A 16,025-nucleotide genomic window follows, 5' to 3' on the forward strand; every position below is an offset into this window, starting at 1 on the left:
TCAACCACCGGTCGCGACGAGACCCGCGTAGATGTCGAGCAGATTCTTTGCCACGGCGTCCTCATCCATCCATCGGGAGGACAACTCCCGGCCTCGTGTCCGCATAGCGTTCGCGGTCTCCGGCTCGGCCAGCACCGCCCGGACCCCGTCCGCCAGCCCGTCCGCGTCCCCCGGAAACGCCAGTACGGCGCTGTCCCCGACCAGCTCGGGTACGCCGCCGACCGCGGTCGCCACGACCGGTACGCCGACCTGCATGGCCTCCTGGAGGACCAGAGCGCGGGCCTCCCAGTGTGAGGTGAGCAAGAACACGTCGGCCGCGCCGAGCAGATCGGCCACGTTGTTGCGGTGACCCAGCAGCCGGACCGGCAGCTGCTCGGCGTCGATCCGCGCCTGCAGGTTGTCCCGTAACGGTCCGTCACCCACCACGACGAAGACGGCGTGCGGAGTGGACTCGTGGACCCGCGCAGCAACCGACAGCAGAGTCGGATAGTCCTTCTGCGGCGCCAGCCGGCCGATGGTGAGCACCATGGGCCGGTTGCCGACACCTAGCTCGTCCCGGACGTCCGCGCGCGGCGTACGAATCCTGGGCATCGCAGGAGCTGCCACCGGAGCCAGCTGAGCGTTGCGAGCGCCAAGGCTCTTCGCCAGCTCCACCAGGTCGCTGGAGGCGCCCAGCGTCAGATCCGCGCCCCGGGCAACCAACCGCTGCCCCATCCGCATCATGAGGCCACGTGGCCCGGGCGCGATCACCGCGTTGTGCCAGGTGACGACCAGAGGACGCAGTCGCGACCGGTCCCGCAGCGCGGTCATGCCGGCGCGGTAGCCGTGTGCGTGGATCACGTCGCAGCCGCGCAGCCCGGCCGCCTGCGTGACAACCGTCGCCGGACCGAACTCGAAGTGCTCGGCCGTGCCGGGCGGTGCGCACACGATCACCTCGTGTCCGGCACTCACGAACCGCGGCACCAGCGAGGCGACGTGCTGCCCGATGCCGCCCCGCGACTCCGCGAGCAGCAGCCCGATCCTCATGGCTTCTCCCGTCGAACCAGTGCGCGAGCGTCCGCGCGATCCAAGACAAGCACGACACCGGCGTACACCAGGACGACGGCCAGGCCGGAGAGGAGTGCGAACACGACTGCCTTCGCCGGTCCTGCGTCGCCGGCCGGCACCGAGACCAGCCAGCCTGCCGCTCCTGCCAGAGCGGCACCGACCAACGCAGCAAGGGTCGCACGGGCGAATCCAGTCAGCACAGTCGGGCCCGCCTCCCGTCGCAGTACTCCGAGCAGCACAACCGCGCCGATCACCATGCCGACCGACATCGCTGCCGCCAGTGCGGGCACCGCAGCCCACCGCGCAGTCAGCGCCACACCGGCCAGGGCCACCAGTACCCAGGCCCCAGACGTCACAACAGCAACCTCACGACCGCAGTGCCGCGCATACAGAACCCGGCCGACATGCATCAGTACTGCGAAGCCGATCGCCGCTGGAGCGAACAACAACAGCCCGTCGACGAGCAGGGTGGCTCTGGCCTCCTGCACAGCGCCGTCGTCGTACGCGAAGATCCTCGCGACCGGTACGGCGGTGCCGACCAGCAGCGCGGCCCCCGCCCCACCTGCCAGCATCACCGCGCGGGTGGAGGTCGCCGCGTAGTGCTCGAACCGCTCCCCCGCGTTGAACGCGGCCGCCAACCGCGGGAACACAGCGGTCGTGATCGGAACGGCCAGAACCGCGTAGGGCAACAGGTAGACGGCGTTGGCCCACGTGTAGACGGCGATGCTGCCTGCCACGCCACGATGGTTGGCCAGGTACGTCGTCACGACGAACGTCAGCTGCTGCGCGACGAGTACGGCGAGACCCGCGAGCGCGAGCCTGCGCAGGACCGGGCCGACGCCGGGATCGAGGCGCAGCGTCGGCCTGATCGGAAGGCGGAGGTACAGCATGGGGACCAGCACCGTGAGTGCGAGCGCCACGACGCCGGCCGTCGTACCCCAGGCCAGCACGTCGGTCGCTCCACGCGTAGCCGCGTCGGCGTCCGGAGCCGCCGCTGCGAAGACGAAGTAGGTGGCGACGACCACCAGGCTGGAGATCAGCGGCGCCATGGCACCGGCCGCGAAACGCTTGTGGGACTGGAGAACTGCGGTCGCGATCACAGCCACGGCGTACCCGAAGACCTGCGGCACGAAGATCGCCAGCATCCGGGTCGCGGTCGCCGTCGTGCTGCTGCAGTCGGCGCCGGGGTCGAGCATCGCGTCGGTGTACCGACCCGCCAGAACCCAGGCCAGCAAGGCGACCGGCGTCAGCAGCACGAACGACCAGGACAGCAACGCCCCGATGATCCGGCCCTGGGCGGCCCGATCCCCACGCGCCACCGGCCCCGCGAGGACCGGGATGACGGCGCCCGCCAACGCTCCGCCGGCGACGACTTCGAAGAGGATGTTGGGTAGCTGATTCGCCGTCGTATAAGCCTCGGCCAAGCACCCGGCACCGACGGTCTTCGAGAACACCAACCACCGAGCGAACCCGACCACCCGCGCCAGAACAGTGATCGCCGCGACAACCAGTGCGGCGCGGGCGAGCCGACTCACCTGGGTCGTCGGCCCCACTGGTCGATCTTGTCGAGGACCGGGGTGTCGGCGATGACCTTGGTGAAGCTGACCTTCTCGCTCGCCAGGTTCAGCCCGACGACCGCCGCCAGGACGAGGGTCTTCAGCGGGCGCGGCAGCGACGCGGCCAGCGCCGTACCGGTGATCGCGCCGAGGCCGTTCGCGCCGCAGTCGCCGAGCATCGAGCGCTCGCCGAGGTCGGAGGGTGCGGACGCACCGGCGGCGCCGACAACGGCACCGGCCGGACCGCTAACGACAGCGAGCGGAGCGTTGATCGCCGTGACCGCCTTGAGCGCGCGGCCGGGACGCAGGTCGAGCAGGTTCGTGAGGTTCGCCGTACCGGCGATCAAGGCGCCGTCGGCAACGACTCCGGCGAAGGCCTTCACGCCACGGGACTTGCGCGGCAGCAGTGCGGCGGCTGCGAGACCGGCGGCGCCGACGCCGAGGATCTTCACCGCACCGCTGGTCACCTCGCCGCGCTTCAACGCGCTCAGGTGGCCGCGGAAACCCTTGGCCTGCGTGGTCCCGCGGAGATCGTCGTACGCACCGACCGCACCCGAAACCGCTCCGGCCACCAGCGCGGCCGCCTTCACCTTGCCGTTGCCCCGCGATGCGGCGACGCCGGCAAGCGCGCCGAGAACCGCGACCGGTCCCTCGAGCAGCGTGACCGACTCACCGCGGTGGTTGGTGCGCTCGAACGGCTCCCGGCTCTCCTTCGGCAGCTTCTCCGCTGCACGCTCGAGCCCGGCAGTAGCGGCCGCCGCAACGACGGCGCTCAGAATTCCCACGTCAGTTGTCCTTCGTCTGTACGGCCGACGGCGCGATGCCGTCCTTCGCGTTGATCGCGCCGTACTGCCCCGCCTTCCCGGTGGCCTGCTCGGCCAGCGCGAAGACGACCGTCATCTGCCCGGCGGGGAGATCGGCCACGTCCACCGAGGAAACGATCTTGGTGGCCTCGGAGTCACTCCGCAAGGCCTTGATCAGTCCGCCGTCGGCCGCGCTGGCCGGCGTACCCGCGAGCACGACCCCGCCGCTGCCGATGTCCAGGCCCTTGATGAAGTCGACCGCGTCGCCGTACGTCGAGTTGTCCGGCGTCGGGGTCGGCGGCTTGGCGGCGATCACCACGATCAGGCTGGCCCGGTCCTTGGGCTGCGACGGCTTGAGCGACAGCAGCTTCGCGCCGGTCATCCCGCTGAGCACCTTGGTCGAGTCCGCGTCGGCGGTCTTGCCCTCTTCCTTCGCCGCGATCCCGCGCGCCAGCAGCAGCCCGGCCCGCTGGTACGTCGTGCTGTCCTTCGGGAAGTCCATGTCCGCGGTGACGAGCTGGTTGACCAGCGACTCGACCAGCTGGCGCTGACCGGTGTCGAACAGCTTCGCGTCGAGCGCGACCTTCGTGTTCACCACGCCGCCGGCCTTCTCCAGCTCGCCCTGCACACCGTCGCTCAGGTCGCTGTCGGCATTCGGCATCGTGACGATCGCGATCTTCTTGTTCGCGAGCTTGCCGTGGGTCAGCCCGGCGGTGACCTTGGCGACGTAGTCGTCGCGGAACTTGTCCAGGGCCTTCATCTGAGTCAGCTCGGCCCGCGCGTCGGCGAGTTGCTGGCGGTCCTTGTCGGCCTGGGCCGCGACGACCTCGCTGGCGGTGCCCTTCAGCGGGCCGGCGCCGAGCACCACACCGGCGCCCAGGGCGAAGAAGATCGCCACGATCGAGACGATGTGGTAGCGAAAGTCGATCACGTGAACAGCTCCCGGATCCAGTAGACGAAGTCGCCCCAGCGCGCCCGCAGGATCGACCAGAGCACGTCGTCGGCGCCGATCGCGACCAGCGCCATGCCGAGTGCGAACAGGCCGGCCGCGGCGAGCGCGACGACCTGAAGAGTAGAGACCCGGCTTCGGTACAGCCGGCCGACGCCCTTGGCGTCCACCAACTTGGCACCGACCCGCAACCGGGTGATGAAGGTGCTCGCCATCCCGGAGCGGCCCTTGTCCAGGAACTCCACCAGCGAGTTGTGGGTGCCGACCGCGACGATCAGCGAGGCGCCCTTGGAGTCGGCCAGCAGCATCGCGACGTCCTCGCTGGTGCCGGTGGCCGGGAACTCGATCGACTCCACCCCGAGTCGTTCGAGCCGCTCCGAACCGGGCGCGCGGCCGTCGCGGTAGGCATGCACGACGACCTCGGCGCCGCTCTTCAGCGTCTCGTCCTTGACCGAGTCCATGTCGCCGACGATCAGATCCGGGACATACCCGTTCTCGACCAGCGCGTCCGCGCCGCCGTCGACGCCGATCAGCACCGGCCGGTACTCGCGGATGTACGACTTCAGCGCGACCAGGTCCTCGCGGTAGTCGTACCCGCGCACCACGATCAGGACGTGCTTGCCCTCCATCGCCGTGTGGATATGCGGTACGCCGACGCCGTCGAGCAGCAGGTCCTTCTCGCGCCGCAGGTACTCCAACGTGTTCGCGGTGAAGGCCTCGAGCTGGGTCGACAGCCCGGCGCGGGCGTCGTCCATCAACTCCGCGACCGACATGCTGTCCTGGGACATGCCCTTCGCGACCGCCTCGCTACCGCGGTACAGCGTGCCGTCGTCGAGCCGGACCTGCTCGCCCTCGTGCAGGATCGAGAACACCTCGCGGCCGACGCCGTCGACGAGCGGGATGCCGGCCTCGACCAGGATCTCCGGGCCGAGGTTCGGGTACCGGCCGCTGATCGAATCGGCCACGTTCACCACGGCGGCGACCTTGCAGTCGACCAGCGCCTCGGCGCTCACCCGGTCCAGATCGACGTGGTCGATAACCGCGATCTCGCCCGGTTTGAGGCGTTTGGTGAGATTCTTGGTACGCCGATCCAGCCGGACCACTCCGGTGACGCCGGGCAGTTCAGTGGGTCGTGCTCTCCGCAGGCTGGGCAGTCTCATCGCCCTCTCATCCTGCCATGTCAAGAGCCCCCTTCCGGTTCATTTACCCGGGCAGGCCCTTGTTAACGCACTGAAATAACAGTGACTGTGCGTCAAATCATCCTTTGGAACGACTCTTCTTGCGTGGTTTGTGCCGTTCGGCGGCCAGTGCGAGCAGCTCCTCGGCGTGGGCCTGGGCGGCGTCGGAGTTCTCCAGACCGGCCATCATCCGGGACAGTTCCTTCAACCTGGCATCGTCGTCGAGAGCCACCAGACCACTGGTGGTGACCGAGCCGTCGTCGCTCTTCAGCACCACCGCGTGACGGTCCGCGAACGCGGCGACCTGCGGCAGGTGGGTGACCACGATCACCTGTGCCTTCTCGGCCAATCGCGCCAGCCGCTTGCCGACCTCGACCGCGGCGCGCCCGCCGATACCGGCGTCGATCTCGTCGAACACCAACGTGGGCACGGGATGCGTGTCGGACAGGATCACCTCGAGCGCGAGCATCACGCGCGACAACTCACCGCCGGACGCGGCCTTCTGCAGCGGGCGGGCCGGGCTGCCCGGGTTCGCCGCGAAGCAGAACTCGACCTCGTCGATCCCGAACGGACCGGCCGCGGTTTCGTGCACCTCGACCGAGAGCTTGGCATGCGGCATCGCCAACCCGGTCAACTCTTCGGACACCGCGACGCCGAGTCGTTGCGACGCTTCGAGCCGCGCTTCCCGAATCTGTGTGCCGAGCTCGGCGAGCTTCGCATCCAGCTCGGCAAGCTCTGCGGTCAGTTGCTCGACCCGCTCGTCGCTGCCGTCCAGATCGGCGAGTCTCGCCGCGGACCGCTTCGTCCAGTCCAGTACTTCGTCCACGGTGCCTTGCTCAGCGCCGTACTTGCGCACCAGCCCATGCAGCAAGGAACGTCGCTCGCTGACCACGGCCAGCCTCGCCGGATCGGTGTCCACATCAGCGGCGTACGACGACAGCTCCTGCGCCAGATCGGCCGCGAGATAGCCGAGCTCGCCCGCGCGGTCGGCCAACTCGGCCAGCTTCGCGTCGTGGTCGCGCTCGCCGTCCAGCACCTGCTTCGCCAACGCCAGTAGGCCGAGTACGTCGTTCGGCCGGGTCGAATCAAGGTCTTCGGAGGCCAATGCGTCGCCGGCGGACGTGGCCGCAGTACGCAGACCGTCCGAGTACGCGAGGCGCTCCTCCTCGGCGGCGAGTTCGGTGTCCTCGCCGGACAACGGCTCGGCCTTCGCGATCTCGTCCAGACCGAAGCGCAACAGGTCGGCCTCGGCCAGGCGATCACGCTCGCGCGTGGTCAACTCGGTGAGCTCGGCCTCGACCTCGCGGTGCCGCTTGTAGGCGCCGGAGTACTCCTGCAGGGGGACGAGAACCGCCTTACCTGCAAAGGTATCCAGCGTTTCGCGCTGCCGTGCGGGCTGCAGCAACCGCCACTGATCGGCCTGCCCGTGGATCGCGACCAGGTCGCCGGACACCTCGCCCAGCACGGACACCGGCACCGACGCACCACCGAGGAACGCCCGCGAGCGACCCTCGGACGAGAGCTCACGCGCGATCAGCAACTCGCCGTCGTCCAGCTCGCCGCCACGATCCTCGGCCTGCTGCACGATCGCGCGCGGTACGGCGCTCGCGCGGCCCTCGACCCGCGCCCGGCGAGTCCCGTGCCGCACCAGGCCGCTGTCCGCGCGACCACCGAGCAGCATGTTCACGCCGGTCACGACCATCGTCTTGCCGGCACCGGTCTCACCTGTGACGGCGGTGAATCCGGGGTCGAGGTCCAACGTCGCGTCCTCGATCACGCCCAACCCGGTGATGCGGATCTCCGAGAGCATGTCAGGTCTCCTGTTGGCTGTTGCCGTTGCGTTTGCGCTCGGCGGCCCCACGCCAGCCGAGCACCGGGAGGTCGAACTTCGCCACCAGCCGGTCGGTGAACGGCGCCTCGTGCGCCCGGGCCAGCCGCACCGGCGTCGCGCCCCGGCGGACCGTGATCTCGGCGCCGGGTGGCACCTCGACCATCCGCCGGCCGTCACACCACAGCACCCCGCGCCCGTGCCAGGACGGCACCAGCTCGATCGACAGCTGCGACGTCGGCGCCACCACGATCGGCCTGGAGAACAAGGCGTGCGCGCTGAGCGGGACCAGCAGGATCGCCTCGACCTCCGGCCAGACGATCGGTCCGCCGGCAGAGAACGCATACGCCGTACTGCCCGTCGGGGTCGCGACGACGACACCGTCGCAGCCCCAGCGGGACAGCGGGCGGTCGTCGACCTCGACCAGGACCTCGAGCATCTTCTCCCGGGCGGCCTTCTCGATACTCGCCTCGTTCAGCGCCCAGGTCTCGAAGATCAGGTCGTCGTCCAGCCGGACGTCGACGGCCAGCGTCATCCGCTCCTCGACCGCGTAACTGCGGTTGACCACGACCTGGACGATCCGCTCGAGGTCGTCGACCTCGGCCTCGGCCAGGAACCCGACGTGGCCCAGGTTCACCCCGAGCACCGGCGTACCGTGCGGGCGGGCCAGCTCGGCGCCGCGCAGGATCGAGCCGTCGCCGCCGAGCACCATGATCAGCTCGACGTCGTTGGCCGCCTTCTCCGGGTCGTCGACGATCTCGACCGGGTCGAGCTTGAGCTCTTCCGCCTCGCCGCTGAGCAGCCGGACCTGCATCCCGGCGTCGGTCAGCAGCCGATGTGCGTCGCGAGCCACCTCGACGGCTTGTTCCCGGCCGGTGTGCGTTACCAGCAGCACGCGCCGCGGCTCGTGCTCAGCCACCCTGCCCCCTCATCACTGTGGACCGTTCTCGATGGCGGTCAGAAGCATCGTCTCATCGAGAACCGGCGCTTCCCGGCGTATCCACAGGAAGTATTCGACATTTCCTGACGGACCAGGCAATGGGCTGGCCGCCACCCCTTCGATTCCCCACCCCAGGTCGTGAGCCTTCGCTGCCACCGAGCGTACGGCGTCCGCCCGCAGCGCCGGGTCGCGGACCACGCCGCCCTTGCCGAGCCGGTCCTTGCCGACCTCGAACTGCGGCTTCACCATCAGCACCAGCTCGCCGTTTGGCTTGACCACGCCGATCAGCGCGGGCAGCACGAGCGTGAGACTGATGAAACTCAGATCGCTGACCACGAGATCCACCGGCTCACCACCGATGTCGTCCAGCGTCAGCGTCCGGACATTGGTCCGGTCCATCACTGTGACCCGCTCGTCGGTCTGCAACGCCCACACCAACTGGCCGTACCCGACATCGACGGCGATCACGTGCGCGGCTTCATTGCGCAGCAGTACGTCGGTGAACCCGCCCGTCGACGCACCGGCGTCGAGAGTGCGGCGGCCTTTGACCTGGACCGCCGGGAACGCCTCGAGCGCGCCGATCAGCTTGTGCGCACCGCGACTCGCGTAGCCGGGATCCTCGTGCTCGGACGTATCGACGACGATCGGTGCGTCCAGACCCACCCCGGTCGCAGGCTTGCCGGCGACGGTGCCGGACACCTTCACCTTGCCGGCCGCGATCAGCTCGGTCGCATGCTCACGTGACCGCGCCAGGCCACGTCGTACCAGCTCGGCGTCGAGCCGCGAACGCTTGGCTGCCTTGGCCACTCAGCTCCGGTCGCCCTGCTCGGCGTCCGCCTCCACCAAGGCACTCTGCAGTCGGTCGTGCAGGTCGGCGTACACCTCGCCGTGCTCACTCACCGGCCGGTCCCGCAGCTCGTCGAGCCGCGACATGGTCTCCTCGACCAGCGGGTGCCCGCCCTCGTTCTCAGCCGGGTCCTCCGCAGATTCGGCTTCGAAGGAGTGCTCGTACTCCTGACCCGGCGGCCGTGCGAACTCCGGCCCGAACTCCACCGCGGCCGGGTCCACGTGCTCGTGTGCTTCCGTGTGCTCGGCAACGTCCTGGGCGCCGGGCTCCGTGTCGTAGTCCGGGTGGGTCGGCGTCTCTTCGGACGGGTCGAAACCCGGCTCGACGTCAGGGTCGACGTCCGGCGGGAACTGCTCGCCAGGATGCTCGGTCATGTCAGGCCTTCTTCGCCGTCTTCTTGGCAGCCTTCTTCGCGGCAGCCTTCTTGGCCAGCGGCACAGCCTTCTTGGCCGGCACCTTCTTCGCGGCCTTCTTGGCAGCCGCCTTCTTCGCCAGAACCGGCGCCTCCCCGACCAGCGGGTCGTGAACCGGTCCCGCGGCATGCGCCTCGGCCAGCTCGGTCTCCAGCGCCTTCACCCGGCGGGTCAGCGCCGCAACCTCTTCGGAACGAACGAACCCGAGCCGCGCGACCGCGCCCTCGACCTCGTTCGCCACGATCGCCTGCAGCAGCTGACGATTGCTCTTGCTGGTGGCAACGATCTCGTCGGCCAGGTCGCTCACCTTGGTGGTCAGCGCGTCCGCCCCGGTCTGCTGCAGCAACGCCTTCGCAGCCGCCTGGGCCTTCTGCTTGGTGACCTCGGTCAACCCGTTCGCCAGCTGTACGTAGCCGCGCACTGCGTCCATCACCATGACTGCCTCCTCGCTCGTTCCCAGCAACGGTATCGCCTCGGACGTGGGATACCAGCCAGCACCATCTACTTGTCGAGGCCCACGCGGTGCAGGGCCGCGTCGATCGCGATGGAATCCGGCGTCGGAGCGGGCTTCGGGCGGGGGCGGCGGGTGCGGCCCGCAGCCTTCGCGGGCTTTGCCGGTTCGGTCGGCGCGTCGACGGCGGTCCAGACCGCGGACAGGATCGCGCGCAGTCCGTCGTACGGCTTGCCCTCGCCCTTGACCGCGACCGCGTTGTTCACGATTTCGGCGGTCCAGCCTTCACAGGAATGCTTGCCGCCCTCGACGGTCACGCCCGGCTGCTTCTCGGCCAGCGCGCTGAGCCCCGCTGCGACGTACGTCGGGCGCTGGTTCTTCGGCGCCCGGGCCAGGTCGTACGGGTCGTTCACGCCGGTCGCGACCCACAGGCTCGCGATCCCGACGGCGTTCGCGCCCTGGATGTCGGAGTCCAGCCGGTCCCCGATCATCAACGGCTGCTTGGCTTTCAGCCGTTCGATACTCGTCTCCAGCAGCGGCGGCTCGGGCTTGCCGGCGACGACCGGATCCACGTCGACCGCGGCCCGGACCGCCTGCACGAGCGTCCCGTTCCCGGGCGCTTTGCCGGCCGCGGTGGGGATGGTCAGATCGAGGTTGGTCGCGAACCACTTCGCGCCTTCGTGGATCGCGTGGGCGCCGTCCGCGAGCATCACCCAGTTCACGTCCGGGTGGAACCCTTGCACGACAGCTACCGGGTGCGCGTCGCTGCTGCGGACCGGCGTCAGGCCGTACTCCTCGAGCGCGACGACCAACCCCTCGCCGCCCACCACGAGGACCGGCGAGCCCTTGGGGTACTCGCTCGCGATCAGCTTCGCGGCCGCCTGCGCGGAGGTCACCACGTCGTCGGCGATCACGTCCAGCCCGAACGATGCGAGGTGCTCGGCAACAACCCGCGCCGGCCGGCTCGCGTTGTTGGTGATGTACCCGATCCGCATGCCTTCCTTGGCAGCTTTGCGCAGGTTCTCCGGCGCGTCCGGGACCGGGTCCGGGCCGACGTACACGACGCCGTCGAGGTCCAGCAGCGCCACGTCGTACCGGCTCGCGAGCGGTTCATCACACGCCGACAGCGGTTCCGGCGCTTTGCGTTCCGCGCTCATGCTTCACCCCGTACGATTCCGCGCATGCCGGATACGAGCGGGAGCGTGCTGAGGCTCGATCCGCTGCGCGCCTGGCGGTTCGTGGCCGGCAAGGTGAGCGCGCTCGGGGCGGTCACGTCACCGCCGTACGACGTGCTCGAACCCGCCATCGTCCGGCGGCTGACTGACTCTGATCTGCACAACATGGTGAGGCTCATCCTTCCACGCGACCCGGACCTCGGCCCGGCCCGGTACGACGAACCCGCGCAGCGGCTCGCCCGGTGGCAGCTGGACGGTGTGGTGGTGCAGGACCAGCGCCCCGCGCTGTACGTCTACGAGCAGCGGCTGGGGAATGCCATGCTGTGCGGACTGGTCGGCTCGCTGCGGCTGGACCCGGCGCGCACAGTGGTGCTGCCGCACGAGGAGGTCATGCCGCACTGGGTCGACGACCGGCTCCGGCTGATGGAGGCGACCGACGCCGACCTGGAGCCGATCCTGCTCGCGTACCGCGGCGGCAGCGTGGCAAGCGATGCCGTGGACGCGGCGCGAGCCGGGGAGCCGTGGGTGGAGGCCGAGACGTACAACGGCGCAGAGCACCGCATCTGGCGCATCGACGACCAAGAGGTGCTCTCGGCGATCTCGGCGGAGCTGGCGAAGCATGAGGCCGTCATCGCGGACGGGCACCACCGGTACGCGGCGTACCTGGAGAGGCAGCTGCGGGAGCCGTACCGGCCGGGTGCAGAGGCCGGTCTGGCGATGCTGGTGGACTACATCCGCCATCCGCTGACGCTGGACCCGATCCACCGCGTCGTACCGGGTCTGGATCTGGAGACTGTGCGAACACATACGCCGACTGGCTGGCAGATGCAGCCCGGTCGGGTGGAGGGCGATCCGGACCGCATCTCGATCACGGACGGCACCAGCTGGCTGACGCTCCACTCCGATGGCGAGACACCTACCGTCGCGCTGCTACATGAGGTGCTGCTGCCGGCCTGGGGTGTCGTGGAGGAGGACATCAGCTTCCACCACACGCTGGCTGACGCACTGGCGTTGGCTGGCCCCCAGCAGGCGGCTGTGGAGCTCGCAGCGCCCCGGATGGATCAGGTACTGCGTTCCGCGGCGCAGGGCGTCGTACTGCCGCAGAAGGCCACGTCGTTCGGGCCGAAGCCGCGGGTGGGGCTGCTGTTCCGAATGCTCTGAGGGGTCAGGGCCGGTGGTAGAGGCTCAGGAACTGCTCGCGGAGGGGTTTGCGGGCCGCGCGGTGGCGTTCTGTGAGCCGTCCGAGGGTGAAGGAGAGCTCGGGGTCGTCCTGGGCGGCTGCATCGGCAGCCATGCCGGTCAGGGCATCTGCTGCGGCGCAGTGGTCCTGGTGCTGGCCCAGGAGCTCCTGGTACGTCGCTGCTTGGGTCGCGGTCGCTTTTGCTTCTTCACCGAGTACGGCGGCGGTGGTGTCGGCGGCGTACCTGACACGCTTGGCCAGGAGACGGACCTCGTGCCAGTCGTCGTCGGGGGTCCAGGGCTTGAGTTTGCCGGCTTCCTGGGCGAATTTCGCGGTGGCCGACTGGAGCAGCTCGGGTAGTACCTCGCCGCACGGCCTGTCTGCCTTGGGCGTCAGGTCCGGGGCTGCGGCGACCGACTCGATCGTGGCGAGCAGGTCCTTGGTGGACTCGCCCAGCACCACCTCGGCGGACCGCGCAGCGGCGCGGTCGAGTCCGAGGGTCAGCGTGGTGAGGATCGTGTCGACATGTTCCTCGTTGTCCTCGCTGGTGGCGTTCTCGCGGACGAGGGCGGCGATAACCTCCAGATCGCGCGCCTCACCACAGGCCTGTGCGAGCGCCGCCAGATCGGCTCGGAGCTCGGGCGCCCAGTCGCCGGCCAGGAGTTTGCGGAACAGCTTGAGATCACTGCGCAGCCGCCGGCAGGAGACGCGCACCTGGTGGATGGCGTCGTCCTCCCCTGCCGAGACCATCGCCACGGACTTCTCGAGCCGGCGCGCCCCCTTCGCGAGGGCGACGCCGACAAGCACGCCAACCGGGCTCTCAGCCACCACCAAGTCCCGGTCAGCCACAGCCCTACTCCTCAGCGCCCTTGGAAGTCTCGTCAGCCGAGTCCTTCACGCCCTCAGCCGCACCGCCGAACTCGTCGACCCCATCCTCATCCAGGTCGTCCCCGGCTTCATCCTCAGCCTCGTCAGCCGCATCCTCAGCTTCGTCAGCCTCGTCCGCAACCTCGTCGGCCTCGTCCTCAGCTTCGTCAGCCTCGTCTGCAGCCTCATCGGCTTCGTCATCCGACTCGTCTGCTTCGTCCTCGGACTCGAGGTCCGCGTCCTCCGCCTCGTCTTCGGCGTCGTCTTCAGACTCGTCGAGGTCGGCTTCGTCCGCCAGGTCCTCGTCCTCCTCGACCTCGTCCTCCTCTTCGAAGTACTCGTCGTCGAGGACGGTGTCATCTTCGTCGAGGTCAGTGAACTCGAGACCTTCGAGCTGCGCAGCACGCTCGGCGGCACCGGTGAGACCGTCACCGTCGACCCCAGCCGCCCGGTGGAACCAGACGAGCGCCTCGTCCGTACGACCGGCCTCTTCCAGCGCGTCCGCATACGCGTACCGCAGCCGCGGCAGCCACTCAGCCCGCGTCCGCTTGCTCAGCTCCGGCACGTCGAGCGTCTGAATCGCCGCCGCCGTCTGTCCCATGTCACGCCGTGCACCAGCCGCGACGATCAACAGCTCGATCTGCGTCGGCTCCGACAGCTCAGTGACGTGCTTGTCCTTGGTGAGCGCCAGCGCCTTGTCCGGCCGCCCGAGCGCGCGCTCGCAGTCAGCCATCATCGCGATGACCTCGTGGTTACCCGTCATCCGCCGCACGGCCCGGAACTCGGTCAGCGCCTCGTCATAGTGCTCAGCCAGGTACGCCGTGATCGCCACAGCCTCACGCACTCCGCCAAGCCGCGACGCCAGCCGCCGGGCAACCCGCGCATGCTGGTACGCGAGCTCCGGGTCGTCGTCGAGGAACCGCCCCGACGCCACCAGGTGCTGCGCCACCAGATCCGCCAAGGTCCGCGGCAACGACCGCAGCTCGGCCTTCACACCACGATCGAGCTCCGCACCCGTGATCCCTTCCGGAATCTTCGGGTCGTCCCGACGAGGCCCAGCCTTCTCCTCGCGATCCTCCCGCCGAGGCCCGCCACGCCGCTCCTCGCGACCAGCCGACCCTCGCCGATCGTCCCGTCCACGCCCCCGCGAGTCCCCAACCGGCCCACGCCCACGCGAATCACCGCCACGGTCGTCCCGGTTGTACCCACCCCGCGAATCGCCGGAACGCTCATCACGCCGGTTCCCACCACGAGCATCGCCGGCACGGTCATCACGGCTGTATCCACCGCGGGTGTCGCCGGAACGCTCATCACGCCGGTTCCCACCACGCGCACCGCCCGCACGGTCATCACGCCGGAATCCGCCACGCGAGTCACCGCCACGGTCATCGCGGCTGTATCCACCACGGTCGTCGCCAGAACGCTCATCACGCCGGTACCCACCGCGATCGTCCCGTCGAGCGTCGCCGCCGCGGTCATCCCGCCGGAACGCTCCACGCTCTCCACGCGCCGGCCCACCGCTGCGAGCCGCGCCCGGCCCTCGCCCACGCGAGTCACCGCCACGCGAGTCACCGGGCCGATCGTCCCGCCGGTATCCACCGCGTGAATCGCCCGACCGGTCATCCCGGTTGTACCCACCACGCTGATCCCCCGACCGCGCGTCCCGCGAACCACCACGGTCGCCACCAGCCCGGTCATCCCGCCGGTACCCGCCACGCTCATCGCCGGACCGATCGTCACGCCGGTAACCACCACGGTCCCCGCCGGAGCGGTCATCGCGCTGGTATCCACCGCGGCCACCGGACCGATCGTCACGGTTGTACCCACCACTACTTGCTCCGCCGCGGTCGTCCCGCGAACCCCCGCGACTGCCTCCACGATCATTCCGCGGGTACGAGCCGTCGCCACCACGATCATCCCGGCGTGGCCCACCGCGGTCATCGCGCTGGTACCCACCGCGGCCACCGGACCGGTCATCACGTCGGTCGTCGCCACGGTCGTCCCGTCGGTAGCCACCAGACTGGTCGCCGCGCGCAGCGCCGCGACCCCCGTCTCCGCTCAACTGACCACGGAACGGATCCCGCTGACTCTTGTCATCACCACGGGACCCGACGTACCCACGCCTGTTCTCCGAACCGCCCTCATCCCGGTACGACGAGCTGCCGCCCGAACGCGGCCCACCGGACCGTCCGCCCGAACCGCCCGAACGCCCGCCGGCAAACCCACCCGGACGACTGGGCGCACCACCAGAACGACCGCCGGCACCATCGCGACCGCCCCCTGCACCCGCACGACCCGAACCCGAGCCACCCGCTCCAGAACCCGGACGCCCACCGCCCGAGCTCGAGCGACCCGCTCCAGAACCCGAGCCACCGCTGTAACCGGAACCCCCGGAACCAGAACGACCGCCACCGGAACCCGACCGGCCGGCTCCGGAACCAGAGCGGCCGCCGGACTCGGGACGTCCACCTCCGCTGCGGCCGGAACGGCCGGCGCCTCCGGAGGGACCGCGGCGGTCCCCTGAGCCGGAGCGAGGATTGCGAGGTGGCGTCGCCACGGGTGACTCCTAACGAAGCTGAAGAGCAGTAATCGGACAAACGTTACCGCGTCTGCAGCGGGGGTGAGGCCCTGGCCGCCAGTCAGACACCGACGGTGGCACAAGGCAGGACAGCGGGCCAGAAAACCTGGCCGTACATATGTTAAGGGCCACCCCGTGTGGGGTGGCCCTTAACAGTGTGAATGTCCGGCGGCGTCCTACTCTCCCACGACCTCCCGGTCGCAGTACCATCGG

Annotated in this window: 15 protein-coding genes; 1 reads left to right on the forward strand and 14 read right to left on the reverse strand. The window is 69.6% G+C overall.

All coding sequences use genetic code 11. The annotated features are described in order from the left end of the window. From EV645_RS02395 to EV645_RS02445, 11 genes are all read right to left on the reverse strand, one after another. Window positions 1-1,026, reverse strand: coding sequence for a glycosyltransferase family 4 protein (locus tag EV645_RS02395; RefSeq protein ID WP_130439274.1), 1,026 nt, complete (start codon window positions 1,024-1,026; stop codon window positions 1-3). After that, on the reverse strand, window positions 1,023-2,600 hold the full coding sequence (gene murJ / locus EV645_RS02400; RefSeq protein ID WP_242000157.1) for a murein biosynthesis integral membrane protein MurJ: 1,578 nt from the start codon (window positions 2,598-2,600) through the stop codon (window positions 1,023-1,025). The genes EV645_RS02395 and murJ overlap by 4 nt, the downstream gene beginning before the upstream one ends. After that, on the reverse strand, window positions 2,579-3,388 hold the full coding sequence (locus tag EV645_RS02405; protein ID WP_130439276.1) for a hypothetical protein: 810 nt from the start codon (window positions 3,386-3,388) through the stop codon (window positions 2,579-2,581). The genes murJ and EV645_RS02405 overlap by 22 nt, the downstream gene beginning before the upstream one ends. Before the next feature lies 1 nt (window position 3,389). After that, window positions 3,390-4,337, reverse strand: a complete 948-nt coding sequence (locus EV645_RS02410) for a copper transporter (RefSeq protein WP_130439278.1) — start codon at window positions 4,335-4,337, stop codon at window positions 3,390-3,392. Then, window positions 4,334-5,515, reverse strand: a complete 1,182-nt coding sequence (steA, locus tag EV645_RS02415; protein WP_130439280.1) for a putative cytokinetic ring protein SteA — start codon at window positions 5,513-5,515, stop codon at window positions 4,334-4,336. The genes EV645_RS02410 and steA overlap by 4 nt, the downstream gene beginning before the upstream one ends. Before the next feature lie 97 nt (window positions 5,516-5,612). Continuing rightward, window positions 5,613-7,343: a DNA repair protein RecN gene (gene recN, locus EV645_RS02420; RefSeq protein WP_130439282.1), complete on the reverse strand. Its 1,731-nt coding sequence runs from the start codon at window positions 7,341-7,343 to the stop codon at window positions 5,613-5,615. Between the two features lies 1 nt (window position 7,344). Continuing rightward, window positions 7,345-8,280, reverse strand: a complete 936-nt coding sequence (locus EV645_RS02425) for an NAD kinase (RefSeq protein ID WP_130439284.1) — start codon at window positions 8,278-8,280, stop codon at window positions 7,345-7,347. Window positions 8,281-8,292: 12 nt separating this feature from the next. Continuing rightward, window positions 8,293-9,108 carry a TlyA family RNA methyltransferase gene (locus EV645_RS02430; RefSeq protein ID WP_130439286.1) on the reverse strand — a complete coding sequence of 272 codons (816 nt, stop codon included), beginning with the start codon at window positions 9,106-9,108 and terminating at the stop codon, window positions 8,293-8,295. Beyond that, entirely contained in the window at window positions 9,109-9,522 is a 414-nt protein-coding gene (locus tag EV645_RS02435; protein ID WP_130439288.1) for a hypothetical protein, read from the reverse strand. Between the two features lies 1 nt (window position 9,523). Then, window positions 9,524-9,997: a phasin family protein gene (locus tag EV645_RS02440; protein ID WP_130439290.1), complete on the reverse strand. Its 474-nt coding sequence runs from the start codon at window positions 9,995-9,997 to the stop codon at window positions 9,524-9,526. A 65-nt stretch (window positions 9,998-10,062) separates the two neighbouring features. Then, entirely contained in the window at window positions 10,063-11,169 is a 1,107-nt protein-coding gene (locus EV645_RS02445) for an HAD-IIA family hydrolase (RefSeq protein WP_130439292.1), read from the reverse strand. A 24-nt stretch (window positions 11,170-11,193) separates the two neighbouring features. On the opposite strand from EV645_RS02445, the gene EV645_RS02450 reads away from it, so the two are divergent. After that, window positions 11,194-12,348, forward strand: a complete 1,155-nt coding sequence (locus tag EV645_RS02450; RefSeq protein ID WP_130439294.1) for a DUF1015 family protein — start codon at window positions 11,194-11,196, stop codon at window positions 12,346-12,348. A gap of 4 nt (window positions 12,349-12,352) precedes the next feature. Here EV645_RS02450 and EV645_RS02455 read toward each other — a convergent pair whose 3' ends face one another. From EV645_RS02455 to EV645_RS02465, 3 genes are read right to left on the reverse strand one after another with little or no spacing between them, the layout of a single operon-like run. Further along, complete coding sequence (locus EV645_RS02455) at window positions 12,353-13,216, reverse strand: CHAD domain-containing protein (RefSeq protein ID WP_130439296.1); 864 nt, start codon at window positions 13,214-13,216, stop codon at window positions 12,353-12,355. Between the two features lie 4 nt (window positions 13,217-13,220). Then, window positions 13,221-14,228, reverse strand: a complete 1,008-nt coding sequence (locus EV645_RS02460) for a tetratricopeptide repeat protein (RefSeq protein WP_242000158.1) — start codon at window positions 14,226-14,228, stop codon at window positions 13,221-13,223. After that, on the reverse strand, window positions 14,225-15,250 hold the full coding sequence (locus EV645_RS02465; RefSeq protein ID WP_130439298.1) for a hypothetical protein: 1,026 nt from the start codon (window positions 15,248-15,250) through the stop codon (window positions 14,225-14,227). The genes EV645_RS02460 and EV645_RS02465 overlap by 4 nt, the downstream gene beginning before the upstream one ends. Window positions 15,251-16,025: the final 775 nt, after the last annotated feature.

The sequence above is a fragment of the Kribbella rubisoli genome, from assembly GCF_004217145.1.
In the GTDB taxonomy this organism is placed as follows: Bacteria; Actinomycetota; Actinomycetes; order Propionibacteriales; family Kribbellaceae; genus Kribbella; species Kribbella rubisoli.

Bases quoted from the DNA above. Each gene is read 5' to 3' on its own strand.
- EV645_RS02435 (WP_130439288.1), bottom strand. From the start codon at position 9,522: ATGACCGAGCATCCTGGCGAGCAGTTCCCGCCGGACGTCGACCCTGAC.
- EV645_RS02445 (WP_130439292.1), bottom strand. From the start codon at position 11,169: ATGAGCGCGGAACGCAAAGCGCCGGAACCGCTGTCGGCGTGTGATGAA.
- EV645_RS02450 (WP_130439294.1), top strand. From the start codon at position 11,194: ATGCCGGATACGAGCGGGAGCGTGCTGAGGCTCGATCCGCTGCGCGCC.
- EV645_RS02395 (WP_130439274.1), bottom strand. From the start codon at position 1,026: ATGAGGATCGGGCTGCTGCTCGCGGAGTCGCGGGGCGGCATCGGGCAG.
- steA (WP_130439280.1), bottom strand. From the start codon at position 5,515: ATGAGACTGCCCAGCCTGCGGAGAGCACGACCCACTGAACTGCCCGGC.
- EV645_RS02440 (WP_130439290.1), bottom strand. From the start codon at position 9,997: ATGGTGATGGACGCAGTGCGCGGCTACGTACAGCTGGCGAACGGGTTG.
- recN (WP_130439282.1), bottom strand. From the start codon at position 7,343: ATGCTCTCGGAGATCCGCATCACCGGGTTGGGCGTGATCGAGGACGCG.